Source organism: Bradyrhizobium sp. CCGB01 (genome assembly GCF_024199795.1).
In the GTDB taxonomy this organism is placed as follows: domain Bacteria; phylum Pseudomonadota; class Alphaproteobacteria; order Rhizobiales; family Xanthobacteraceae; genus Bradyrhizobium.
Map to the genome: position 1 here is coordinate 5279481 of NZ_JANADK010000001.1, position 24685 is coordinate 5304165.

At 64.7% G+C, this 24685-nt stretch carries 24 protein-coding genes; 3 read left to right on the top strand and 21 right to left on the bottom strand.

All coding sequences use genetic code 11. The annotated features are described in order from the left end of the window. Positions 1 to 44 precede the first annotated feature (44 nt). From secF to yajC, 3 genes are read right to left on the bottom strand one after another with little or no spacing between them, the layout of a single operon-like run. The gene (gene secF, locus NLM25_RS24365) at positions 45 to 1064 is read right to left on the bottom strand and encodes a protein translocase subunit SecF (RefSeq protein ID WP_254138673.1); all 1020 of its coding nucleotides are present in this window, start codon (positions 1062 to 1064) and stop codon (positions 45 to 47) included. A gap of 10 nt (positions 1065 to 1074) precedes the next feature. Next, the gene (gene secD / locus NLM25_RS24370; protein ID WP_254119763.1) at positions 1075 to 2679 is read right to left on the bottom strand and encodes a protein translocase subunit SecD; all 1605 of its coding nucleotides are present in this window, start codon (positions 2677 to 2679) and stop codon (positions 1075 to 1077) included. Between the two features lie 47 nt (positions 2680 to 2726). Then, positions 2727 to 3095, bottom strand: coding sequence for a preprotein translocase subunit YajC (gene yajC / locus NLM25_RS24375; RefSeq protein ID WP_254119764.1), 369 nt, complete (start codon positions 3093 to 3095; stop codon positions 2727 to 2729). A gap of 181 nt (positions 3096 to 3276) precedes the next feature. On the opposite strand from yajC, the gene NLM25_RS24380 reads away from it, so the two are divergent. Further along, a complete protein-coding gene (locus tag NLM25_RS24380) occupies positions 3277 to 4248 on the top strand; it encodes an ATP-binding protein (RefSeq protein WP_254138674.1) in 972 nt (323 codons plus the stop codon). Between the two features lie 144 nt (positions 4249 to 4392). Here the strand turns inward: NLM25_RS24380 and NLM25_RS24385 are convergent, their stop codons facing one another. The 5 genes from NLM25_RS24385 to NLM25_RS24405 all read right to left on the bottom strand — a co-directional run bounded on the left by NLM25_RS24385 (position 4393) and on the right by NLM25_RS24405 (position 10813). Further along, on the bottom strand, positions 4393 to 5430 hold the full coding sequence (locus NLM25_RS24385; RefSeq protein ID WP_254138675.1) for an HAD family phosphatase: 1038 nt from the start codon (positions 5428 to 5430) through the stop codon (positions 4393 to 4395). 106 nt (positions 5431 to 5536) lie between these two features. Further along, positions 5537 to 7210, bottom strand: a complete 1674-nt coding sequence (locus tag NLM25_RS24390) for an arylsulfatase (protein WP_254141257.1) — start codon at positions 7208 to 7210, stop codon at positions 5537 to 5539. Positions 7211 to 7316: 106 nt separating this feature from the next. Beyond that, positions 7317 to 8312, bottom strand: a complete 996-nt coding sequence (locus tag NLM25_RS24395) for a formylglycine-generating enzyme family protein (protein ID WP_254138676.1) — start codon at positions 8310 to 8312, stop codon at positions 7317 to 7319. Positions 8313 to 8649: 337 nt separating this feature from the next. Beyond that, complete coding sequence (locus NLM25_RS24400) at positions 8650 to 10053, bottom strand: LysM peptidoglycan-binding domain-containing M23 family metallopeptidase (protein WP_254138677.1); 1404 nt, start codon at positions 10051 to 10053, stop codon at positions 8650 to 8652. 109 nt (positions 10054 to 10162) lie between these two features. Next, positions 10163 to 10813, bottom strand: coding sequence for a protein-L-isoaspartate(D-aspartate) O-methyltransferase (locus NLM25_RS24405; RefSeq protein WP_254138678.1), 651 nt, complete (start codon positions 10811 to 10813; stop codon positions 10163 to 10165). Between the two features lie 241 nt (positions 10814 to 11054). Between NLM25_RS24405 and NLM25_RS24410 the strand changes: the two genes are divergently transcribed. Next, a complete protein-coding gene (locus NLM25_RS24410) occupies positions 11055 to 11426 on the top strand; it encodes a response regulator (RefSeq protein WP_008547195.1) in 372 nt (123 codons plus the stop codon). 30 nt (positions 11427 to 11456) lie between these two features. Here NLM25_RS24410 and surE read toward each other — a convergent pair whose 3' ends face one another. The 12 genes from surE to NLM25_RS24470 all read right to left on the bottom strand — a co-directional run bounded on the left by surE (position 11457) and on the right by NLM25_RS24470 (position 23578). After that, positions 11457 to 12224 (bottom strand): 5'/3'-nucleotidase SurE, encoded by a 768-nt coding sequence (gene surE, locus NLM25_RS24415; protein ID WP_254119773.1) that lies wholly within the window; start codon positions 12222 to 12224, stop codon positions 11457 to 11459. Between the two features lie 105 nt (positions 12225 to 12329). Continuing rightward, positions 12330 to 12692, bottom strand: a complete 363-nt coding sequence (locus NLM25_RS24420) for a hypothetical protein (RefSeq protein WP_254138679.1) — start codon at positions 12690 to 12692, stop codon at positions 12330 to 12332. A 95-nt stretch (positions 12693 to 12787) separates the two neighbouring features. Next, positions 12788 to 14119, bottom strand: a complete 1332-nt coding sequence (serS, locus tag NLM25_RS24425) for a serine--tRNA ligase (protein ID WP_254138680.1) — start codon at positions 14117 to 14119, stop codon at positions 12788 to 12790. Positions 14120 to 14318: 199 nt separating this feature from the next. Beyond that, positions 14319 to 15131: a twin-arginine translocase subunit TatC gene (gene tatC / locus NLM25_RS24430; RefSeq protein ID WP_092181319.1), complete on the bottom strand. Its 813-nt coding sequence runs from the start codon at positions 15129 to 15131 to the stop codon at positions 14319 to 14321. Beyond that, positions 15128 to 15661 (bottom strand): Sec-independent protein translocase protein TatB, encoded by a 534-nt coding sequence (tatB, locus tag NLM25_RS24435; RefSeq protein ID WP_254138681.1) that lies wholly within the window; start codon positions 15659 to 15661, stop codon positions 15128 to 15130. The genes tatC and tatB overlap by 4 nt, the downstream gene beginning before the upstream one ends. Positions 15662 to 15749: 88 nt before the next feature. After that, positions 15750 to 15983, bottom strand: a complete 234-nt coding sequence (locus NLM25_RS24440) for a twin-arginine translocase TatA/TatE family subunit (RefSeq protein ID WP_254119781.1) — start codon at positions 15981 to 15983, stop codon at positions 15750 to 15752. Between the two features lie 168 nt (positions 15984 to 16151). Further along, positions 16152 to 16901 carry an SMC-Scp complex subunit ScpB gene (gene scpB, locus NLM25_RS24445; RefSeq protein ID WP_254138682.1) on the bottom strand — a complete coding sequence of 250 codons (750 nt, stop codon included), beginning with the start codon at positions 16899 to 16901 and terminating at the stop codon, positions 16152 to 16154. A 21-nt stretch (positions 16902 to 16922) separates the two neighbouring features. Further along, on the bottom strand, positions 16923 to 17762 hold the full coding sequence (locus tag NLM25_RS24450) for a ScpA family protein (RefSeq protein ID WP_254119784.1): 840 nt from the start codon (positions 17760 to 17762) through the stop codon (positions 16923 to 16925). Then, positions 17759 to 18787 carry a beta-N-acetylhexosaminidase gene (gene nagZ / locus NLM25_RS24455; RefSeq protein WP_254138683.1) on the bottom strand — a complete coding sequence of 343 codons (1029 nt, stop codon included), beginning with the start codon at positions 18785 to 18787 and terminating at the stop codon, positions 17759 to 17761. The genes NLM25_RS24450 and nagZ overlap by 4 nt, the downstream gene beginning before the upstream one ends. A gap of 46 nt (positions 18788 to 18833) precedes the next feature. Beyond that, positions 18834 to 20429, bottom strand: a complete 1596-nt coding sequence (locus NLM25_RS24460) for an SPOR domain-containing protein (RefSeq protein ID WP_254141258.1) — start codon at positions 20427 to 20429, stop codon at positions 18834 to 18836. A gap of 140 nt (positions 20430 to 20569) precedes the next feature. Next, positions 20570 to 22360, bottom strand: a complete 1791-nt coding sequence (gene argS, locus NLM25_RS24465; protein ID WP_254138684.1) for an arginine--tRNA ligase — start codon at positions 22358 to 22360, stop codon at positions 20570 to 20572. A 9-nt stretch (positions 22361 to 22369) separates the two neighbouring features. Next, a complete protein-coding gene (locus NLM25_RS24470; RefSeq protein ID WP_254138685.1) occupies positions 22370 to 23578 on the bottom strand; it encodes a deoxyguanosinetriphosphate triphosphohydrolase in 1209 nt (402 codons plus the stop codon). A 136-nt stretch (positions 23579 to 23714) separates the two neighbouring features. Between NLM25_RS24470 and erpA the strand changes: the two genes are divergently transcribed. Next, entirely contained in the window at positions 23715 to 24044 is a 330-nt protein-coding gene (gene erpA / locus NLM25_RS24475) for an iron-sulfur cluster insertion protein ErpA (RefSeq protein ID WP_014495044.1), read from the top strand. Between the two features lie 33 nt (positions 24045 to 24077). Here erpA and NLM25_RS24480 read toward each other — a convergent pair whose 3' ends face one another. After that, positions 24078 to 24482, bottom strand: coding sequence for a hypothetical protein (locus tag NLM25_RS24480; protein WP_254138686.1), 405 nt, complete (start codon positions 24480 to 24482; stop codon positions 24078 to 24080). Between the last annotated feature and the right edge of the window lie 203 nt (positions 24483 to 24685).

Here is a 24685-nt window from a genome sequence, read left to right on the forward strand (position 1 = left end):
AGCTCATCGCCCTCGCAAACGCGTGCGAGGGCATGCGGTTCGGATCATGCCTTGCTTTTCTTCGCCGGCGCAGCCGTGTCGGGCGCATCTTCGCGATGCTCGCCGACGCCGAGATAGATCAGGATCGGGGCCGCGATGAAGATCGAGGTATAGGTGCCGACCAGCACCACGCCGAACATCATCACTGCGGTGAAGCTGTGAATGGCGTGACCGCCGAACAGCAGCAGTGCCAGCAGCGCCAGCGTCACCGTGAAGTGGGTGATGATGGAACGCGACAGCGTCGAGTTGATGGACTCGTTGAGCAGCTGCGGCATCGGCATCTTCTTGTAGCGGCGCAGCATTTCGCGGATACGGTCGTAGATGACGACGGTGTCGTTGAGCGAATAGCCGAGAATGGTCAGAAGTGCCGCGATGCTGGTCAGGTCGAAATCGACCTGGCTGATCGACATGAAGCCGATCGTCAGCACGATGTCGTGCACGTTGGCGATCATGGCGCCGAGCGCGAACTGCCACTCGAAGCGGAACCAGAGATAGATCAGGATCGAGACGATCGCGAGCATCAGGCCAACCATGCCGTAGGCGAGCAGCTCGCCGGCGACGCGCGGACCGAGCACTTCGGTGCGCTGAATGTCGACGCTGTCGCCGAGCGCGCCACGAAGCTTCTGCAAGGCTGCCTGCTGCGCGGCGTCACCGCCCGGCTGCTCCGCGACGCGGATCAGGACGTTCTCGGGTCCGCCGAACTGCTGCAACTGCACTTCGCCCAGACCAAGGGCGTCGAGCGAGGTGCGCATCGCAGCAATGTCGGCGGTTCCGGACTTCGCCTTGACCTCCAGCAGCGTGCCGCCCTTGAAGTCGATGCCGAGGTTCAGGCCGTGGGTGAAGAACAGCGTGATCGCGACGATCGACAGCGCCGCCGAGATCGGGAAGCTGATGCGGCGGAAGCGCGTGAAGTCGAAATGGGTATTGTCCGGGACGATGCGCAGCGAGGGCAGCAGGCCGAGCGCCGCGACCACGGTGAGAACGGCAATGAGGACGCCGAGCCCGATGAGAACGGTGTGAGTCACGATCAGGCTCCTAGATCGGCACGCTCTGCGGCCGCTTCCACCGCACCCACCAGGCGACGATCAGCCGGGTCAGGGTAAAGGCGGTGAACACCGTGGTGATGATGCCGATGCCGAGCGTCACGGCGAAGCCGCGCACCGGGCCGGTGCCGATGTAGAACAGCACCGCGGCGGCAATGAAGGTGGTGATGTTGGAATCGAGGATGGTCGCGAGCGCCCGCTTGAAGCCGGCGTCGATCGCCGAGATCGCGTTGCGGCCGCCGCGCAGTTCCTCGCGGATACGCTCGTAGATCAGCACGTTGGAGTCGACCGCGATGCCGACGGTGAGCACGATACCGGCGATGCCCGGCAGCGTCAGCGTGGCGTTGAGCAGCGACAGCAGGCCGAAGATCATGGCAACGTTGATGGCCACCGCGATGTTGGCGAACACCCCGAACAGCCGGTAGGTCAAAAGCATGAAGATGATGACCAGGATCGAGCCGACATAGGCCGCAAGCTCGCCCTTCTCGATCGAGTCCTGCCCGAGACCCGGGCCGACCGTGCGCTCCTCGACCACCGTGAGCGGCGCCGGCAGCGCGCCGGCGCGCAGCAGGATCGCGAGATCATTGGCCGATTGCACGGTGAAATTGCCGGAGATCTGGCCCTGGCCGCCAGTGATGGGCTCGCGGATGACGGGCGCCGAGATCACCTTGTTGTCGAGCACGATCGCGAAAGGCAGCCCCACGTTCTCTTGCGTGGCCTGCGAGAACTTGCGCGCACCCGAGGTATTGAACTTGAAGCTGACGACCGGCTCACCCGTACGCTGGTCGAAGCTCGCCTGGGCATCGGTCAGGTCGCCGCCGGCCACCAGCACCTGCTTCTTGACCACATAGGGCGTGGGCGGCGGCGAGGCGCTCATCAACAGCTCGGATTCCGGAGGCAACCGTCCCTGCTGCGCCTGATCCGGCGGCACGGACGTATCGACCATGCGGAATTCCATCTTCGCGGTCTTGCCCAGCAATTCCTTCAGGCGAGTCGGATCCTGAAGACCGGGGACCTGCACCAGAATGCGGTCGTTGCCCTGGCGCTGGATGACGGGCTCGACGGTGCCGAGCTCGTTGACGCGGCGCTCGACGATCTGGATCGACTGCTCGATGGTCTTGCGCATGCGGTCGAGCATGGCCGCCTGCGGGATGCTCAGGCGGATCACGCCGCCCCCGGCATCCGCGACCTCAAGGTCGCGCTGACCGCTGGATCCCATCAGACCGCCGAGCGGCTGAGACAGTTCGCGCAGCTTGGCGAGCGCCGGCTGCACGTCGGATTCCTTGGTGATGCGAACCTCGGCCGCGTCGTTGCGCACGGTCACACCGCCGGTGAAGCCGATCTTGGCATCGCGCAGCGTCCGGCGAACGTCGTCGCGGACCTGGTCGAGCCGCTCCTTCTTCACATAGGCGGAATCGACCTCGAGCAGCAGATAGGAGCCGCCCTGGAGGTCGAGGCCGAGCACGAGCCGGCGCTGCGCCCAGGCGGGCCAGGTCTTGACCTGCGCCTCGGGGAAGAAGTTCGGGACCGCGCAGAGGCACACGATCAGCGCCGTCAGGATAATCCCGAGCGCCCTCCACCGCGTGAAATACAACATCGACTGGACCTGTCAGATCAGGAGACTTGAGATGCTCGCGGAAGCGTTCACTTCGCCGCGGTATCGTCCTTGGCGGCTTCCTTGGCGCTTTCCTTGGCCGGCTCGCCCTTGGCGCGCACGCCGGAGATCATCTGGCGCATCTGCCGCACGCGCACGCCATCGGAAATCTCGAACTCGATCTGGTCGTCATCGACGACCTTGGTGACCTTGCCGACGAGGCCGCCCGAGGTCACGACGGTGTCGCCACGGCGGATGTTCTTCACGAGGTCGGCATGGTCACGGACCTTCTTCTGCTGCGGACGCAGAATCAGGAAGTACATGATCACGAAGATCAGGGCGAACGGCAGCAGCGACATCAACATGCTGTTGGTGTCGCCGGCGCCCGCAGCCTGGGCATACGCAGGGGTAATGAACATTCGGACGATCCTCGTGAGAACGGGGGAGAACCGGTCAGGCCCTCAAAGGCGACCGGTTCGGTCAAATTCGCGCGGACTATAGCGGCCATTGCCCCAATTGCAACGCTGCCAGACCGTCGATTTGGCCACCTTGCGGCGCGCCCTCAGGCCCGATAAGGCTGCATTCTCAGGAACTTCGGACATGCCCAAAAAACCAAGCAAAAGCCCGGCCGGCAAAGGCCCCCGTACCCCTGCCAAGAAGCCCGCCCGCGTCGCGGCAAAACGCCCCACGGCAGCCCCCACCGACCTCTCCCAGGAGCGCATCGTCCGCGCGCTGGAGACCATCGCGGCGCACCTCGCCGCCCAGGGAAAGCCGGCCCTCGAGCCCGAGTCGTTCGAGCGGGCGGATGCCTACGTCTGGCACCCCGACGGCCGCCTCTCGGCAGTGCCGCGGGTCAGCCGCGTCGAGCTGTTCCTGCTCAAGGGCGTCGACCGGATGCGCGACATCCTGATGGAGAACACCGAGCGCTTCGCAGGCGGCCTGCCCGCCAACAATGCCCTGCTCTGGGGCGCGCGCGGCATGGGCAAGTCGTCGCTGGTGAAGGCGGCGCATGCCAGCATCAACGCCGACCGCAAGCCAGCCGACAGACTGAAGCTGATCGAGATCCACCGCGAGGACATCGAAACGCTGCCGCTGCTGATGGAGAAGCTCCGCGACGCCAGCTTCCGTTTCATCGTGTTCATCGACGACCTCTCTTTCGACGGCAATGACGCGTCCTACAAGTCGCTCAAGGCGGTGCTCGAAGGCGGCATCGAGGGCCGGCCCGAGAACGTCATCCTCTACGCCACCTCCAACCGCCGCCATCTGCTGGCGCGCGACATGATCGAGAACGAGCGCTCGACCGCGATCAATCCCGGCGAAGCGGTCGAGGAGAAGGTCTCCCTGTCGGATCGCTTCGGCCTCTGGCTCGGCTTCCACCGTTGCAGCCAGGACGAATACCTCGCCATGGTGCGCGGCTATTGCGGCCATTTCGGCATCAAGGTCGCCGACGATGCGCTGGAGCGTGAGGCACTGGAATGGTCGACCACGCGCGGCTCCCGCTCGGGCCGCGTCGCCTGGCAGTTCGTGCAGGAGCTGGCGGGGCGGCTCGGCGTGAAGCTGGCGACGGCGTAGCGGCCGGATCGCAACCCCGCTTACGGCTGTCTTTCCCCGAAGGCGGGGAATCAACGGCGCGCATGAAAACCCGCTCTGGCGGGGTGGAGGGATCTGGGGTGCCTTTTGCCCTCGCCCTTTTCCTCCCCGGCATGGGCTTCGCCTCTAATCAAACGAAAAAATCCTCTTCCAATCCTTCTTCATGTCCACAACGGTCCACCTGTTCGGCGCCGCGGCATCGAGAGCGACATCGAGCTTGCCGAAATGTGATTGGCGGTCGTAGGCATATTCACGTTCCGCATCGGTATGGTGGACGATCAGGCCGAACCGCGCGCCGCTGGTACCGAGCGTCGCCCATTGCAGCATTTCCAGGTCCCCATCGGAGTTCCCGAATGCGGCGATCGGACGCCGGCCGATGTGGCTATTGATCCCGATCGGCTTGCCGGCCTTGTCGTCGATGAAATCGATCTCGGGCAAGCGAAACAGAACCGGCGTGCTGTCGCGCATTTCATATCGGGTCTTGATTGACGATCCGACCACCTGCTCGGGAGGCACTCCATAAATCGTCTCGGTCCATGGCCGCATGAATTCGATGCCGCCGCCTGACACGATAAAGGTCTTGAAGCCATTGGCGCGGAGGTAGGCGAGCAATTCGAGCATGGGCTGATAGACGAGTTCGGTGTAGGGACGCTTGAAGCGGCCATCACGCGCGGTCGCAAGCCAGTCTGTGACGATCTTCTCAAACTCCGCTGTCGTCATGCCGGCGTGAGTCACCGCCACCAGCTCGGCCACGCCCTTTTCTCCGACAGCTGCGAGCGCCTTCAAGTCGCCGTTCAGCACTGCCGCGAAGGGCTGCTTGTCCTTCCATTCCGGATGCATGGGCGCAAGAACCTTCACGCGATCCAGCACAAAGGCGAGCTGCACATACATCGGCTGTTCGATCCAGAGCGTCCCGTCATTGTCGAAAGTCGCGATGCGCTGATCGGGCGGTACGAAATAGGGCCCACCACTCTCTGTGACCCGCGCGACGAACTCGACGATCGAAGCTTTCGTCGGGCCCTCGTTCCAGGATGGCAGAGGACCGGTTTGCGTCTGGGCCATGGCGAACGTGGAACGCAGAGCGGCAGATAGAAACGGAAGCATCGCCAGAGACGCGAGCAGTTCGCGACGGTCAAGGCGCGGAAATCGCGTGAGCTGTTTCATTGTCGATCCGTTTCGATTGTGCGGTCGCTACCGGTCAACACTGAAGTGCGTGCGAGCGGGCGCCCCGTCGTGGGGCGCCCGCAAGTTCATGCGCGGTCCGACGCAGCTAGTCGCTCGCTGCACGGGCATTGGCCTTCTTGACCTGCTCCAGGACCTGACTGAGGTTATAGGATGCGGCTTCCTGTAGCGGCGGGAACTTCTCGTAGCTCTCTAGGTGCGCGAGCCACAGCCGCTGACCGATCGGCAGCATGTTCCAGTCGTATTGCATGGCGGTCGCAGGGGCGCCGAGCGCGCCGCCCAGGCTCATGGCCGATTTCTGGTCGATGCCGACATTCTGCTCGAAAGGATCACGCTTGATGTTCTGTACGAGAGTGAAGTGGAACGGGATGAGCGGCATCAGCCAGCCGGCCGGCCCGGGCTGCGACATGGTGTAGTACATCTTCCAGTTCTTGTACCGCACCGCGGACGGCGTCGACCCCGAGAAATAGAAGAAGTAGTCGCGGGCCGACTTCTCCGACTTGCCTTCGAGGTATTCGCGCTGGTCGACGCCATCGAGGGTGGTCTTGACGATGCCGGGGTACCGCCCCGCCTCGATCTGCTGCTTCAGCTCGTCACCCTTGGGTCCGCCGGCGATGTCCACCAACGTAGGGACCCAGTCGAGGGCGGCGAACAGCTGGTTCTTCACCGTGCCTGGCTTGATGACGCCCGGCCACTTGATCACCATCGGCGCCCGGTAGCCGCCTTCCCAGGACTCGCCCTTCTGGCCCTTGAACGGGGTTACGCCACCGTCCGGGAATGAGATTGCCTCGGCACCGTTGTCGGTGGTGAACACGACGATCGTATTCTCGGCCTGGCCCATGTCGTCGATCTTCTTGAGAACAGCACCGATGTTGTCGTCCATCTGCTTCATGCCGGCTTCGTTGACGCCCCAGTCCTTGCCACCGCGCTCACCCACCATGGCCTCGTATTTCGGCGGCAGCACGGTCACGATGTGCATGCGTGCGGGGTTGTACCAGACGAAAAAGGGCTTGTTCGTCTTCTTGGGATCGTTGCGATCGAGGAAGCTGACGACCTTTTCCGAGATCTCCTCGTCCACCGTCCTGGAGCGGTCCAGCGTCAGCGGCCCCTCGTCGCTGCACATCTGGTTCTTACCGGTGCCGTCCGAGGATTTGCACGACAGGATGTTGCGCGGGGGTGTCAGACACAGCGTGGTCTTGGGATCCACCGCGCCGGGCACTTCCGGGATGCCGGGGATCGGCGTGTTCTTGCAGGGCGGCGCAACAGTCTGCTGGAGCGGAGTCTTGTTGATGTCGGGGAAGCTCACCTGTTGCATGGCGTCGAGGTGATAGAGGTAACCCCAGTATTCCTGGAAGCCGTGCGCCGTCGGCAGGGATTCCGTGTGGTCGCCAAGATGGTTCTTGCCGAACTCGCCGGTGTTGTAGCCGAGATCGAGCAGGAATCTCGCAATCGCCGGCGTGCCGGGCCGCAGGTAGGACGGGCTGCCGGGGAGCTGCGGCGGGATCATGCCCGTGCGTAGCGGATACATGCCGGTGAAGAACGCGTTGCGCCCCGAGGTGCAGCTCTGCATGGCGACGTAGTCGACGAACATCGCGCCCTCGTTGCCGATGCGATCGATATTCGGCGTTTCGCCGACCATCAGGCCGCGATGGTAAATACTCGGCTGCATCCAGCCGATGTCGTCGCCCATGATGAAGAGGATGTTGGGCTTTTGCGCCGGCTGGGCGGTCGCCGGAGTGCTGGCTGCCCCGGACAGCGACATCAATATCGTCGCGCCAAGCAGCGAGGCGCAGGACCTCTTGTGCAAACCTGGTGTCTTGCATGGCTTGTCGGGCAATATGGAACTCAACATGGTTACGCTCTCCTGTTTATGATGCATCACAGGCTCCTCGCCTAACGCACCTAAAGCCGAGATGACTCGTGGAAGTATCCACCGGCTCCGCGTGTCGCGCTGCCGGCCGGTAGCGTCGGCAGTAGTTCGGCGCGCACAAATGCGAGCCGCCTTTGATGACCTTGCGTGGAATCTTGACGTTGGTCGTTCGGGGGTCGTAGCTGTCGGCCTCGCGGCCGCCGCGCGGGTTCTCTGGAATGCAGCACGCTTTTGCAGCGTCGGCCTCATGCCGAGGCGAATACCAGTCGGTCGTCCATTCCCAGACGTTGCCGATCAGATCGTGCAGCCCGTATCCGTTCGGTGGAAATGCGGTGACCGGCGATGTCCGTTCGTATCCATCTTCCCTGGTGTTCTGGCGCGGAAATTCGCCCTGCCAGGTGTTGGCCATGTGACGGCCCCCGGGCGCAAATTCATCTCCCCATGCGAACTCGGCGCCATCCAGCCCGCCGCGCGCCGCGAATTCCCATTCCGCTTCGGTTGGCAAAGCCTTGCCGGCCCATGTTGCGTAGGCGAGCGCATCGTTGAAGGCCACATGCACAACGGGATGATCGTCCAGCCCACGGATGTCGCTGCCCGGCCCGTAGGGATGCCGCCAGTTCGCGCCTTTGGCGAAGGTCCACCACTGGCTGAAGTCCCGGAGACTGACCGGATACGGAGGCGGAGAGAACATCAGGGAGCCCGCATAGACCATGTGCGGGAGAATTCCGGGATAGTCCTTTGGATCGGGCGGGATCTCGGCAACGGTGACGTAACCGGTTGCCTTGGCGAACGCCTTGAATTGCCGGTTCGTCACTGGATGGCGATCCATCCAGAACGCATCTACTGTGACGCGGTGGACCGGCGCTTCCTCCGGATAGTGCCGATCCGACCCCATGCGAAACGTGCCACCCGGCACGTGCAGCATCCCCTCACCTGCTGGATGCTGGAACGATTGTCCGGAATCAGACGACGATTTCGTACCAGCCAGCTTCATTCCGATCTCCGGACCCGTTGGCCTGCGCTGCTACGGACACGGAATGAAGGACTTTCAGGTTGATCTAAATCAAAAGATCCCGCTCGGGTTATTCACGACGTTGCCGGGTCCGCCAGCGCGATCGAAACCGAAACAGATTCAGACTATTAGGACGTCTCACCGGTAGCCATCGGCTACTTTGCATGGGGTTGTTTTTCGAAATTTGATGGTCCGGTCCCAAACCCCTCAAGCCGAACCTGATCTCATGACCTCAAATCATACGCGACTAGCTCAGTGATTGAATAGGGCGCGGCTTCCGAGAGGGAGGGAGCCGCGCTCTGCCGAAGCAACGTCGGCCTCAAGCCCCGTTCAGGAATTGAAGCGGGTCAACCGGGCTCGATCCCTTACGGATCTCGAAGTGAAGCTGCGGCGACGCCACCTCCCCGGATTGACCCGACTTGGCAATGACCTGGCCGCGCTTGATGGTATCTCCGCGCTTCACCATCAGCTCACTCGCATGGGCATATGCGGTGACGTAGCCGTTGGAGTGCCGAACCAGAACCAGATTGCCATAACCCTTCAGCTCGTTGCCGGAATAGGCGACGACGCCGTCTTCAGCCGCCTTGACCGGCGTACCCTCGGGCACCGCGAGGTTGATGCCGTCATTGGACTTGCCATTGGTCTTGGCGCCGTAGCTCGTGACTACCTTGCCGCGCACCGGCCAGCGGAAGGTCGGCAGCGCGCCGGTGGCCTCCGCAGCCTTCGCCGGCGTCTCGGCGGGCTTCTCTTCGACATTGGCCGTGGCCTGAGCCAGGCGCGCGCTCTGCACCGGCGTGGCAGCAGCGGCCATCTTGGTGGCGGGCGCGGGAGCGGCCGCGACGGGCTGCAGCGCCCCCGCAACCGGAGCGGCGGCGACTGGAGCCGCGGCAACCGGCGCCGCAAGAGCAGCGGTCCTTGCACCGGGCACGGTCAGCTTGGTGCCGAGCTTGAGCTTGGCCGACGGAGCGAGACCGTTGGCACGGGCGAGCTCGGCCGACGAGATATGGTTCTTGCGGGCGATGCTGGCGAGCGTGTCGCCACGATTGACGAAATGCATGCTCGGCGGCGCAGCGACGGCCGCAACCGGCTTCGCAGCAGGTGCCAGCGCCGGAGCCGCAGCGACGGGAGCCATCAGTGGCGCCGGCGCAGCAGCCGTTGCGCCCGGATGCGGGATGATCAACTGCTGACCGGGAGACAGCGAGCGCGGACCCTTGTAGCCGTTGGCGGCGAGGATCGCCTGCGGCGTGACGTGATAGCGCTTGGCGAGCACGTCGAGCGTGTCGCTGGTGCCGACGATGATCTTGGTCCCGCCGGCCGGCTGGGCGGCCGCGACCGAGCGCGACGGCACGGTGGCTGTGGTCTCGAGGCGCGGTTGCGCCGGGGGCGCGTAGGAGCCGACGCCACGGCCGCCTCCGGACACGCCACCACCCGCCGCGACGGGATAGGATTGCGGCGCGGAGACCGCCGGCGGCGGCAAGGGCTGCGACTGATAATAACCGGGCTGCGTCTGCGGCCGCGAATATTGCGGCAGCTCACGCTGCTGCGGCGGCGGCGCCTGCTGCACCGAGCCGGTCTGGTCAGACGCGAAGGGATTGGAGAAATTCGACTGGGAGAGCCGCGACGACATGTCGGCGCTGCACCCTGCGAAGCTGAAGGAGATCAGCGCCAGCACCGCGACCTGCGGTACGCGGCGCGAGTAAAGCAACTCGGCGACGACAGACATGGTTACTCACTCGTACGCAACAGAACTGGTGTTTTAAGTAAACACGCGACGAGTAAATAACGGCTTAACCCTCCCAATAAGATGTTGGCAGCACAGCCGATCCGGAAATCTACAGCTCCCGCGCCACCCCGGGCAGTGCCGGCACGAAGCGGACCTCGACGAGTTCCTTGCGCTCGATCCCGGTTTCGGTCCGGCGGAGACGGACCAGCGTCTGCACGCCCTGGTGCGGGCCAATGGGCGCGATCAGGATGCCGCCGACCTCGAGCCGCTCGACCAGGTTCTCCGGAAGCTGCTCCACGGCGGCGGTCACGATGATGCGGTCGAACGGGCCGATATTGGCCGGCAGGTTGAGGCCGTCGCCGAGCATCACCTCGACATTGTGACAGCTCAGCTTTTCGAGCCTGAGACGTGCCGCATCCGCGAGCTTGCGGTAGCGCTCGACGGTCAGCACCTGGCCTGCGAGCCGCGACAGCACCGCGGCCTGATAACCGGACCCGGCCCCGATCTCGAGCACGCGGTGCTTCTTCTGGAGCTGCAGCTGCTCGGTCATGTAGGCGACGACGAAGGGCTGGCTGATGGTCTGCCCGCAGGCGATCGGCAGCGCGCTGTCACGGTAGGCGCCGTCGCGGTCGGCTTCGTCGACGAACTGCTCGCGCGGCACCTCCTCCATCGTCCGCAGCACCGCCTGGTCGCTGATGCCCCGACGCCTCAGCGTGAGCTGAAACATCATCTTTTCCGGTGGGTTCTGATTGGAGATCATCGCTGCTTGTGTCGTCCTGTCCCGTCCGGATCGTCAGCCGTATCGCCAAGACCCGGGGCAAGAATCCTGTTCCTGCTCAGGAACCCAAGATAGCCTTTCGGGTGCGTTATTAGACCATAAATTGGCTTGCAACGGACTGGCCGCAAAGGTCATTTTGCGGTTTCAGTTCGCCGAAACGCGCATTGCGTCGATTCGCATAATCTGCGAACGTTTTTTGGGAATGGGCAAGGACTCAACGAAAATGACCGCAACAGGGCTTTCGGGCCGCTCTGTATTCCTCGTCGAGGACGAGGTGATGATCAGAATGATGGTCGCGGACATGCTCGAAGAGCTCGGTTACAAGGTCGCAGCCGAAGCCGGCGACATCACCGAGGCGATGCGGCTCGCCCAGGCCACCGAGTTCGACATCGCCATCCTCGACGTCAACGTCAACGGCAAGGTCATCTCGCCGGTTGCCGATGTCATCAAGGCGAAGGGCTGCCCGTTCATCTTTGCCACCGGCTACGGCTCCTCCGGCCTGCCCGAGCAGTACCGCGACCGGCCGGCGCTTCAGAAGCCGTTCCAGCTCGACGCGCTCGGCAAGACCATCGAAGCCGCGCTGCGCGGCGGCTAGCCGCGACTTCCGGACCTGTAGCCCGGATCGCTACTTCAGCGTCGCGCTCAGCGCTTCGGAAAACGCCTCGTTGGTGCGGTCGAGCCGGAGCGGCGTGACCGAGACATAGCGCTCGCGCAGCGCCGCCAGATCGGTGCCCTCGGCGGGCGTATCCATCATTGCCGCGCGCTCGAAGCCGATCCAGAAATAGGGATTGTTGCGGCCGTCCCTGCGCTCGTCGATCCGCAAGAAACCGAGATTGCGCTTGCCCTGCCGCGTCACGCGGATACCGAGCACCTCCTCCGGCGCGCAGGACGGGAAGTTGACGTTGATGACGGTGTCCTTGGGGATGCCGGCGGCGATCACCTTGCGCAGGATGTCGGGCCCGAACTGGCGCGCGGTGTCCCATTGCGGCCGGTCGCGGGTCTCGACGCTGAACTCCTGCGACAGCGCGAACGACGGCAGCCCCAAAATGGTGCCTTCCAGCGCGCCGGCAATGGTACCGGAATAGACCACGTCCTCAGCGACGTTGCGGCCCTTGTTGACGCCCGAGAGCACGAGGTCCGGCGGCTTGGTGCCCAGGATATGGCGCGCGCCCATGATGACGCAGTCGGTCGGCGTGCCGCGCACGGCGAAGTGGCGCGGGCCGACCTCGCGCAGGCGCAACGGATCGTTCAGCGACAGCGAATGCGACACGCCGGACTGGTCGAGCTCGGGCGCAACGACCCAGACGTCGTCGGACAAGGCGCGTGCGATCTCCTCCACGACCTTGAGGCCGGGGGCGTGAATGCCGTCGTCATTGGTGCAGAGAATGCGCATGCGAAGGGTCGATTCCTGAAGCGGGTCTGAGCCGTCTTATCCGGCCGGGGCCGATCAGGCAAACCGGCCGATTGGGTCCGGCGGCAGGTTCCCGGCCTGGTCCTGCTAGCGCCGGACGCGCCATTGCGGCAGGAAGCGTGCGAGCCTGCCTTCCGCGCGCAGCTGCATCGCCGGCACCACCAGGCTCACGACCGGAGCCTCGATCACCCCGAGCGTCTCCAGATGCGTAACGATCGGGTCCGACGCCGGCGTCTGCGGAAAGCGCTCGCGCGCCACGGTCAGCGCCTTGTCGAAATCTGCGGCATTCACGCCGGGCTTGGCCCGCCGGCTGCGCACGAGATCGTCATCCCAGAGCCGCGCGATCGCGATGTCCAATACACCGCGCAGTCGCTGATCGACGGCCTGGATGCCGGCACCTGTCACCGCCCATTGTCTGCCGACCCAGAAGATGTCGCGGTGCAAGGGCATGAACGGTGGGGTTCGCGTTGTCGGGTGGCCGGCAGGATAACCGGCCGCCCGTTCTTCGCAACCAAACGTTTTGCGTTATAGGCAGGCAATGCGCGCTAGTCGCGCGCGACCACCTTCAGCCCGCCCATATAGGGCTGGAGCACGCTGGGGACCGCGATCGAGCCGTCCTCCTGCTGATAGGTCTCCATCACGGCGATCAGCGCGCGGCCGACCGCGGTGCCGGAGCCGTTCAGCGTGTGCACGAAGCGCGGCTTGCCGTCCGGCCCGCGCGAGCGCGCATCCATGCGCCGCGCCTGGAAGTCGCCGCAGACCGAGCAGCTCGAGATCTCGCGGAACATGCCGCCATCGCCCTGCCCCGGCATCCAGACCTCGATGTCATAGGTTTTTTGCGACGAGAAACCCATATCCCCTGCACAGAGCGTCATCACGCGATAATGCAGGTCGAGCTTCTGGAGCACCTGCTCCGCGCACGACAGCATCCGCTCCAGCTCGTCCTTGCTCGCCTCCGGCGTCGTGATCGAGACCAGCTCCACCTTGGTGAACTGGTGCTGGCGGATCATGCCGCGGGTGTCGCGCCCCGCAGCACCCGCCTCGGCGCGGAAGCACGGCGTCAGCGCGGTGAGCCGCATCGGCAGCTGCTTCTCGTCGAGAATGGATTCCCGCGCGAGGTTGGTGAGCGAGACTTCCGCGGTCGGGATCAGGCCGAGGCGCTCGGTCTTCAGCCGCTCGTGATCGGGTGCAGCCAACAGCTCACCCTTGATCGCCCAGAACTGATCGTCCTCGAATTTCGGCAACTGTCCGGTGCCGAACATCACCTCGTTGCGCACCAGGAGCGGCGGGTTGATCTCGGTGTAGCCGTGCTCGGTCGTGTGCAGGTCGAGCATGAACTGGCCGATCGCACGCTCGAGCCGCGCCAGCCCTTTCTTCAGCACGACGAAGCGCGCGCCGGAGAGTTTTGCCGCCGCTTCGAAATCCATGTAGCCGAGCGCGGTGCCGAGATCGTCATGCAGCTTCGGCGCAAAGCTGTAGTTGCGCTTGTTGCCGAACACGTGGTGCTGCACATTGCCGTGCTCGTCGACGCCATCGGGCACTTCGTCGAACGGAATGTTCGGGATCGCGGACAGCTCTTTCGTCAGCTCCTCGTCGGCGGCCTTCGCGGCGGCCTCGAGCTCGGGCATCGTTGTCTTGAGCTCGGCGACCTCGGCCATCAGCTTGGCCGCGCGCGCCTCGTCCTTCGCCTTCTTGGCGTCGCCGATCTCCTTGGAGGCGGCGTTGCGCCGCGCCTGCGCCTGCTCCGAGGCCAGGATCGCCGCCCGCCGCTTCTCGTCGATCGCCAGCAGCGATGCGGACAACGGCTTCAGGCCCCGCCGGGCGAGGCCGGCGTCGAAGGCTTGCGGATTGTCGCGGATCGATTTGATGTCGTGCATGGGGGCGGTCCTGGGGCTTGTTGCAGACATGCAAACTCTGGATTTGCATTCATGCAAATGGCTGCTTCCCCTAGCACGGCTGTCATCACCCGCGAAAGCGGGTGATCCAGTATTCCAGAGACGGGAGTGATTCCCCGAGGAGCCGCGGCGTACTGGATTCCCCGCTTTCGCGGGGAATGACACTGGTGATGTGGCCGCCCTACTCCGCCGGATTGGCCGGCGTCGACACGTCGGTGCCGGTCGCGGCCTGTGCGGCGGCCGCCTTCTTCTCCACCATGCCGACCGCGATGATCGAGCCCTCGTAGAGCGCCAGCAAGGGGATCGCGAGCGAGCACTGGCTGAGCACGTCGGGCGGTGTCAGCACCGCCGCGATCACGAAGGCGATGACGATGAAATAGCGGCGCTTCTCGCGCAGCATTTTCGAGGTCACGATGCCGATGCGGCCGAGCAGCGTCAGGATCACCGGAAGCTGGAAGGCGATGCCGAAGGCGAAGATCAGCGACATCATCAGCGAGAGATATTCGCCGACCTTGGGCAGCAGCTGGATTTGCGCCGTCTCGTCGCTGCCGGCCTGCTGCATGCCGAGCGAGAAGCGGACCAGCATCGGCAGCACGACGAAATAGACCAGCGCCGCGCCGAGCACGAAGAAGAACGGGGTCGCGACCAGATAAGGCAGGAAGGCCTGCTTCTCGTGCTTGTAGAGCCCGGGCGCGACGAACTTGTAGATCTGCGTCGCGACGATCGGGAACGAGATGAAGCCCGCGCCGAACAAGGCGAGCTTGAGCTGGGTGATGAAATATTCCAGCAGCGCCGTGTAGATGAACTTGGAATTCTCGGGACCCGCGACCCACACGAACGGCCAGACCAGCACGTTGTAGATCTGCTTGGCGAAGAAGAAGCAGAAGATGAAGGCCACGCCGAATCCGAGCAGCGCCTTGATCAGCCGCGACCGCAGCTCGATCAAATGGTCCATCAGAGGGGCTTTGCTGGCCTCGATATCGGCGTCGCTCATGACGCTTTGACGTCCTTGATCGCCTCGGATGGCGCAGTGTCCTGGGTCACCGAGGTCTGGGCGGCCTGCGCCTGCTCGACCTCACGAGTGATGGCGAGCGGCTCATTCACCGCCGCATGAGCCTCAGCTTCCACGAAAGTCTCCGGCGTCGGCGCTTCCGGAGTGGTCGGTGTCGCCAGCGCTTCAGTCGCCGGCGGCTCGACAGCTGCGGTGGCCGTCGTCTCGGCGGGCTTGTCCAGCGCATCGACGCGAAGCGCGTCGCTGACGTCCTTCTGGAGCGAGGTCATCAGATTGTTGCCGGCAAAGCCCGACGCCGCTTCCTTGACCTCGTCAAAGCTCTTCTTGAGGTCGGCCATCTCGGCCTCGCGCATCGCTTCCTGGAACTGGCCCTGGAATTCGGCGGCCATCTTGCGGGCCTTGCCCATCCACTGCCCGACCATGCGCAGCACGCCCGGCAGCTCTTTCGGGCCGATGGCGACCAGGGCCACGACCCCGATCAGGACCAGTTCACTCCACCCGATGTCGAACATGAGGTCTTCCGTTCACGCCAGCCGCAACCGGCCCAATCCCTCGCGCGCAGGATCGGGACCGCTACCCGCGTCTCGCGTGCTCTCTTTCTCAGACGGCCTTGCTGCCGACGTCGGACCGGGTCGTGCTCGGCGCTGCGTTGTGCTCGAGCGACTTGGCCGGCTCGGGCTTGTCGGCGACCTTGTCGTCGTCCTGCATGCCCTTCTTGAACGCCTTGATGCCCTGCGCCACGTCGCCCATCAGATCCGAAATCTTGCCGCGGCCGAACAGCAGCAGGACGACTGCGATCACCAGGATCCAGTGCCAAATGCTAAGCGAACCCATCCTGCAACCCTCCAAACACGCTTGGCCGGGGACCCGACCGATCTTCCCCGAAACCTAGGCTCGGCAGGCCTCAAAAACAAGGACCAAGGCAGCGCCAATTCGCTGTTGGCGCTACGTAATCTTGCTAAGTGTTAACTGGTCGCAGGGAGCCTCTCCAGGGCCGGGACGTCAGTCCTCGCTACCACCCTCGCCGCCCTCAGTGCCGCCTTCCGGCGCCTCGGGCTCGACCGCGGGTGCCAGCGCCAGATCGAGGTCCTCGCCGGGTTCCAGCGGATCCTCGTCCTCACGCAGCTGCGGGTCGTCCGACGGGGTCGGCACGCTGAATCCGGTCGGCAGGCGTGAATCCAGCAGGCCCGTGCCCTTGAGCTCTTCCAGGCCCGGCAGATCGCCAAGCTGTTCCAGGGTGAACTGCGACAGGAAGTCCTCGGTGGTTCCGAAGGTCAGGGGCCGGCCGGGCGTCTTGCGGCGACCACGCGGCTTGATCCAGCCGGTCTCCAGCAGCACGTCGAGCGTACCCTTCGAGGTGACGACGCCGCGGATCTCCTCGATCTCGGCGCGCGTCACCGGCTGGTGATAGGCGATGATCGCCAGCACCTCGATCGCGGCGCGCGACAGGCGGCGGGTCTCGGTGCTCTCCCGCGTCATCAGCCAGGCGAGATCGCCTGCGGTACGGAAGGTCCATTTGTTGGCGACGCGCACGAGATTCACGCCGCGCAAGGCATAGTCGGCCTGGAGCTGTTCGAGCGCGGCCTTGACGTCGACGCCCTCGGGCATGCGCTTGGCCAGCGTCGCGGTGTCCAGCGGTTCGTTCGAAGCAAACAGCAGCGCTTCCAGCAGCCGCAGCTCCTCGGGACGTGCCTGGGACTCGTTCTCCATCGGCTCGGCCTCTTCTACCCGCACTTCAGCCAGGCTTGCCATGGTAGCTTCTCCTTCTTGCACTTAACCGACCGGCGCATCAGGCGCAGGAGCTGCGTCCACGACCGGTTTCGGGCGCCCCTTCCGGAAATAGATGGGGGCGAACGCCTCTTTCTGGTTCAGCTCGAGCTGACCTTCACGCACCAGTTCGAGCGCGGCGGCGAAGCTCGAAGCGAACACCGTCGCGCGCTGCGTCGGATCGGCGACGTGGCGGACCAGGAAGTCGTCGAGAACGCCCCAATCGTCCTGTTCGCTGATGCTGCCGACCAGCCGCTCCAGCGTGGCGCGCGCCTCGGCGAGCGACCACACCGTGCGCTTGGCCAGATGCACGCTCGCCAGCACGCGCGACTGGCGCTGTGAAGCGTAAGCGGTCAGCAGGTCGTACAGCGTCGCAGTGTATTTCGGATGCTTGATCTCGGCGATCTGCTCGGGCTCGCCGCGCGGGAAGATGTCGCGCAGCAATTGCTGCCGGTTCATCAGCCGGTTGGCGGCTTCGCGAATGGCCTCGAGCCGGCGCAGCCGGTTGGCGAGCGCGGTCGCCATCTCTTCGGCGCTCGGACCTTCCGCACTCGGCGGCTCCGGCAGCAGCAGGCGCGACTTCAGGAAGGCGAGCCAGGCCGCCATGACGAGATAGTCAGCAGCAAGCTCCAGCCGGATCTTTCGCGCAGCTTCGATGAAGTGGAGATACTGGTCCGCCAGCGCCAGGATCGAGATCTTGGCGAGATCGACCTTCTGGTTGCGAGCAAGCGCGAGCAACAGGTCGAGCGGGCCCTCATAGCCCTCGACGTCCACCACCAACGCCGGTTCATCCTCGGCGAGCTCTGCGGGCCGCCCGGTTTCGAACGATAGGATTTCTGCGGTCATGCGGATGCCGTGTTTGCCCGTGCGATCAATGCGTCCAGTTCGGCGCGTGCGGCCGCCCGATCGAACGGCTGCGGTGCCTTGCGCGACGCAAGCGCGGCTTTCGCCCGCTCCAGCGCCGTGCCGGACAGCTCAGGTGTCTGGCCGGCGACCTCGCGCATCTCGTCGATGTTGCCGTTGCAATGCAGGGCCATGTCGCAGCCGGCCGCGAAGATGGCACGGGTCCGTTCGGCGATATTCCCCGACAGCGCGTTCATCGACACGTCATCACTCATTAACAAACCCTGGAACCCGATCACGCCGCGAATCACCTGCGCAATCATTGTCGCAGAAGTCGTCGCCGGATGGGCGGGGTCGACAGCGCTAAACACAACATGTGCAGTCATCGCCATCGGCAGGTCCGCGAGCGGCCTGAAGGCCGCAAAGTCGGTTCGGTCGAGCTCGTCCCTCGGGGTATCGACGGTCGGCAGCTTGAAATGAGTGTCGGCGGTGGCGCGTCCATGACCGGGAATGTGCTTCAGAACCGGCAGAACGCCGCCCTGCTCCAGGCCCTCGGTGACCGCGCGCGCGATCGCGGCGACCTTGCTGGGTTCAGTGCCGTAAGCCCGGTTCCCAATGACGGCATCGGCGCCCGGCACCGGCACGTCGGCCAGCGGCAGGCAATCCACGGTAATGCCGAGATCGGCGAGATCAGACGCTATCAGCCGGGCGCTGAGGCGCGCGGCCGTCAGTCCGAGCGCCGAATCAGTGTCGTACAAGGTCGAGAAAATGACGCCCGGCGGATAGACCGGCCAGTGCGGCGGGCCCAGCCGCTGCACCCGTCCGCCCTCCTGGTCGATCAGGACAGGCGCGTCAGTCGCGCCGGCAACTGCCCGTAATTCCGCAACCAACGCAGCAACTTGAGCCGGCGTCTCGACATTGCGCTTGAAGAGGATGAAGCCCCACGGGCGCTCGGCACGGATAAACTCCCGCTCGGCGGCGGTCAGTTTCGTTCCGGATACGCCCGTTATGAAGGCCCGCGTGCTCATAACGGCCGATTAACCCTGCCCCGCGAGGGGGTCAAGGAAACCGCCGTTAATTCCTCTGGACGAAGCAGGCGGACAGGCCAGCAGACTTCAGGCTGTTGCAGGCCTGCGTCGCTTCCTCGGCCGAAGCATAGGGGCCGGCGAAGGCGCGGTAGACGACCCCCTTGCCCTTGTCGGTAAGGTCGACCCGCTTGATCACCGGCGAGCGCGATCCAAGCACGCTGCCATACTTGCTCTGAAGCACCCGGTAGGAAGCGTGAGCGCTATCCTCCGTCTGCTGCGAGGAGACCTGTACGATGAACCCGCCGCCGGCGCTGCTCGCGGGCGCAATTTGCGTCGGATTGTTCGCAGCCATCCGCTGCGGCGGCTCGGCTGGCGATGCCTGCGGAGCCAGCGACATCGGCTGGTTGGCACTGGCATTGGCCGAGGTCGGTGGATTGTGTGGCATGGCCGGGGGCGTAGCAACGGACTTCGGCGCGGCTGCCGTCGGCTTGGCGGCGGCCGATTGCGGCGCGGCGCTATCGGTCTGATCGCCCCTCACAGCCACGGTCCTGATCGATCGCGGCGCGTTGGCCGGCAGCGTGCCGTTGCTCGGGATCGGACCTGCACTCGGCGGCGGGACCGTGGATGGCGAGACGCTCGCGACCGTCGGCGGATTCGCGTTCTGGTTCAGCGGCGGGAACACCACGCGGGGACCGCCCGCCTTGGCTGCGACGTCGACAGGCGCCTCTTCGCGCGGCACGATCTTCTCGGAGCCGTCGCCGCTCGCCATGCGATCCGGCACCTTGGCCGAGGAGTCGGTCGGCGCCGGCACGATCTTCGTCGGCGTATTGTCGGCCTTGATGATCGGCGGTTCGCCGCTGCGGGGCGAGCCGACATAGGTCTTGTAGGCGAAGGCCGCGCCAGTGCCGACCACGGCAAGCGCGAGGATCGCCGCGACCGTCATCATGCCGCCGCGGGGCTTCTTCGGCTCGTCGAGATCGGCCTCGGGGTAGTCGCTCTGGAACGCGTAGGGATCATCCGGATAGGCGGGATCGCGCTGATAGTCCTGCTCGCCCGACTCCAGCCGCCCGTAGAGCGCATCGTCGTAGCGCGCCGGATCGGGCTGCTGATGCGGCTCCTGATAGGCTTGCTCCTGATACGCCTGATCATGCTGCTGGTGAGCATGCCCCTGATAGGCCTGATCCTGATAGGCCTGAGCTTGGTAGGCCTGAGCTTGGTAACCGTGGTCCTGACGGGCCTGCGGCTGATGAAAATCAGGTTCGGGCGCGGTCGGCTGGGCTGAATAGCGATGCAACGGATGAACCGGGTTCACAGAGACGGGATAGTCGGGCTCGGGCGCCGGCTGCGGTTGCGGTTGCACGTTGGCGCGCCGCATCCATGAGGGCGGCCCGGGCTGAGCCGGCGGGGCCTGCTCCGCATGGTCCTGCTGATAATCGTCCTGCGGATAGTGGTGGTCCTGATAGCTCTGGGCGGGCGCTGCCGCTGGCTGTGCGTTCGGTCGCCCCTGCGCTGCGAATGGATCGGTCTGTCCGATCAGGCGGGCGAGCTCGGCCAAGGGATCGTTTTCCGTCTTCCCATGCTGATCGTCACCGCGACCGTAGTCATCGGAAGGAAACGGTCTGTGCTGATATCGTTCGGCCATCGTGATGATGCGTCCCTTCGGGAAAGCCGCGCGCCCCTCGACCAAGGCGCGGCTTTCGACCCACAAGGCTTTCAACCAAGTCTAAGCGATCCGGCTTCTGCCGGTTACCCCCAAATTCCTCTTAAGTAGTTCGCCCCAAACTACCGCATCTCGTCCGGAGCATGGACGCCGAGGATGGCGAGGCCCGATGCCAGGACAGAGACGACGCCCTGGACCATGGCCAGCCGCGCCTTCGTTAGATCTGCATCATTATTGATAATGAAGCGTAAATAGGGCAAATCGCGCCCCTTCGTCCAAAGTGCATGAAATTCGCTGGCTAAATCATAGAGATAGAAGGCAATTCGGTGCGGCTCATGGGCCGCGGCGGCCGCCTCCAGCATGCGCGGAAAAATTGCGAGGCGCTTGAGCAGGTCGAGTTCAACCGGGTCCGACAGTCGTTCCACCGCCGACTCGCCCAGCCAGGCGATGCGCTTGCCGGTATCCTCAGGCAGTTCCGGGAACACCTCGGCCCGCGCGTTGCGGAAGATCGAGTGGCCGCGCGCATGGCCGTACTGGACGTAGAACACCGGGTTATCGCGCGACTGCTCCATGACCTTGGCGAGGTCGAAGTCGAGCACCGCGTCGTTCTTGCGGTAGAGCATCATGAAGCGGACAGCATCCTGACCGACTTCATCCACCACCTCACGCAGGGTGACGAAGTCCCCGCTCCGCTTCGACATTTTCACCGGCTCGCCGTTGCGCAGCAGCTTGACGAGCTGGACGATCTTGACGTCGAGCGCGCCCTTGCCGGAGGTCGTCGCCTTCACCGCCGCCTGCATGCGCTTGATATAGCCGCCATGGTCGGCGCCCCAGACGTCGATCATCTCGGCGAAGCCGCGGTCGAACTTGTTCTTGTGGTAGGCGATGTCGGAGGCGAAGTAGGTGTAGGAATTGTCCGACTTGATCAGCGGACGATCGACGTCATCGCCGTAAGCGGTCGCCTTGAACAGCAGTTGCTCGCGGTCTTCCCAATCCTCGACGGGCGCGCCCTTCGGCGGCGGCAGGCGGCCTTCGTAGATGTCGCCCTTGGCCTGCAGGAAATCGATGGTCTCGGCAACCTTGTTGTTGCCGGTCTCGATCAACGAGCGCTCGGAGAAGAACACGTCGTGGCGGATGTTGAGAGCGGCGAGATCGTCCTTGATCTCGTCCATCATCATCGCGATCGCCTTGGCGCGCACCGTCGGCAGCCATTCGGCCTCGCTCATCGCGAGGAGCTTGTCGCCATGCTCCTTTGCGAGCGCCGCACCCACCGGCTTCAGATAGTCGCCGGGATAGAGCCCTTCCGGAATAGCGCCGATGTCCTGCCCCAGCGCCTCGCGATACCTCAGGAAGGCAGAGCGCGCGAGCACGTCGACCTGCGCGCCGGCATCGTTGATGTAGTATTCGCGCGTGACGTCATGGCCGCCGAACTGGAGCAGGCTCGCCAGCGCGTCACCGAACACGGCGCCGCGGCAATGGCCGACATGCATCGGCCCGGTCGGATTGGCCGAGACGTATTCGACGTTGACCTTGGAGCCGCCGCGGACGCGACCGTAATCGGCGCCCTCGCGCAGCACCGTGCGGAGCGCCTCGGCCCAGGCGGCCGGCTTCAGCGTCAGGTTGATGAAGCCGGGACCGGCGACGTCGACCTTGGCGATCAGCGCATCGGCGCGGAGCCGCTCGGCGATCTGCTCGGCGAGGTCGCGCGGCTTTGCCTTTGCCTCTTTCGCAAGCACCATGGCAGCGTTGGTCGCCATGTCGCCATGGGAGGCATCGCGCGGCGGCTCGACCACCACGCGGGAGAAATCGATACCCTCGGGCCAGTTGGCGTCCGCCGCGAGCGTGCGGCAGGCGGCGTGCACACGTGCGAGCACGTCGGCGAACAGGTGCGGTGCTGAGGATGTGTCGGGCATGGGCGCCGCCTAACGCAAATCCGGGGTCGAGTCAAAGAGCCGCTGGTGCTCGGTCAGGGCGAAACGGTCGGTCATTCCGGCAATGAAATTGCCGATCCGGCGGGCCCGGTCGCCCTCATCGTCCGTCTCCGCCCCCAGCAGCCATTCAGGCGGCAGCTCACCGGGCGACGTCAGGTATTTTGCGAACAGGTCGAACAGGATCTGCTCCGCCTCCCCCATCACCCGCATCACCCGCTTGTGGCGGTACATGTGCTGATAGAGAAAGCGCTTGATGGCGGCCTCTTCCTCCGCGACGTCGGCCGGGAATGCGATCAGCGCCCTATCCTGCTGGCGGACGTCCTGGGCCGATTGCGGTTTCACGGCCGCGAGGTTCTTCCGCGCCTCCGCAAACACCGCGCCGATGAGGTGCGAGATCAGCTCGCGCACCAGCTCGGCGCCGCGCCTGACGTCTTCGAGTTCGGGATAATGCGCCGAGGTCTCGGCGATGATCTCCGCGGTCAGCGGCATCACCTTGAGATCGTCGAGATGGAACAGGCCGGCACGCAGGCCGTCGTCGATGTCGTGGGCGTCATAGGCGATGTCGTCGGCGATCGCGGCGACCTGTGCCTCCAGCGAGGCGAAGCTCCACAATTCGAGATCGTAGGTCTTGATGTAGTCGGCGATGCCGACGGGAATGCCGTGCTCGCGATAGCGCCCGACCGGCGCGCCGCTGCGATCCGCCAGCGGGCCGTTGTGCTTGACGATACCCTCCAGCGACTCCCAGGTCAGGTTCAGTCCGTCGAACTCGGGGTAGCGGTGCTCGAGCGAGGCGACGACGCGCAAGGTCTGGGCGTTGTGATCGAAGCCGCCGAAATCCTTCAGGCAGGCGTCCAGCGCCCGCTCGCCGGCGTGCCCGAACGGCGGATGGCCGAGATCATGGGCCAGCGCCAGCGTTTCCGTGAGGTCCTCGTCCAGCCCGAGCTGCCGGGCCAGGGCGCGAGCGATCTGCGCCACCTCCAGCGAATGGGTCAGCCGGGTGCGGTAATGGTCGCCCTCGTGGAACACGAACACCTGGGTCTTGTACTTGAGCCGGCGGAATGCCGTGGAATGGATCACCCGGTCGCAATCCCGCCGGAACGGGCTGCGGGTCCGGCTCGGCGGCTCCGTGACCAGCCGGCCGCGGCTGCGGTCGGGGTCGCAGGCATAGGGCGCGCGGGGGGCTGCCATTCCGACGGACACGACGAATTTAGTCCCTATCCATTTGATTCTGCGTATCCTTGCACTTAACTATGCCGGACGCGCGATACCAAATGAATTGGGCACGTGAACCTGACAAGTGAATTTGGTATGACCGCGGGACGATCGGAGACAAGCCATGACGACTGACGTGACCATCAGTGACCGCGCCGCACGCCGGATTGGGGAAATCCTCAAGGGCGAAGGTTCTGGCGCGATGCTGCGCATCTCCGTCGAGGGCGGCGGCTGCTCCGGCTTCCAGTACAAGTTCGACATCGACCGCGACCGCACCGACGACGATCTCGTGATCGAGCAGGAGAACGCGGTGGTGCTGGTCGATTCCGCCTCCCAGCCGTTCCTGGCGGGCTCGCAGGTCGATTTCGTCGACGACCTGATCGGCGCCTCGTTCCGCGTCAACAATCCGAACGCGACGGCGTCCTGCGGCTGCGGGACCAGCTTCTCGATCTAGCCCGACTCAAAATTCGAAAAAGTTCGAATCTCGTCAGCGGCGCCACTTCGGTACAGAACTGGGCACGCCAAAACCTGCCGTTTTTGCGCTTGAAGCGGCGACGAGCATGCGCAGAAGCCCGCTCTTCGATCCCATGATCCGCAGTTCTTTCTGATCGACTTCGACGCGTTGATCCTTCAGCATCGGGTCAGAGAGATCGACGACGCCGTTCTCGATGGCGTCGTCGAGGCGCTTGAGTTTGGCGTCTGCCTTCGGCCGCCCGCTCGCGCAATTCGGCGGTGTGCGACTTTCGCCGCTCGGCGCGCTCGGTGCGGCGATCGAGTACGTGCGACAGCAGCGTTCCAGCCACTTGGGCTCCAACAAACGGTGCTCGATGTACTCCACGACCATCGTGTCGAGTTTTCCATGGGGACGGTGCGCCCTGGACAACCGCGTCATCGCTCCACTGCAAGCGGCGCAGAAGCAGCTGCCGGTAAGGAGCATCGGGCCGCTGACAATCCTTGGTGCGGTCCTTTTGATCTAGATCAATCCAGAAGTGTGCAGCTCCGTCCCTGTACACCTCTTGATCAAGCCACGTCGGCTTCAGGTGCAATTCTCTCGTCGCCGCTGAGGCAGGCCAGCGGCCGAACATCGTCTTCGCC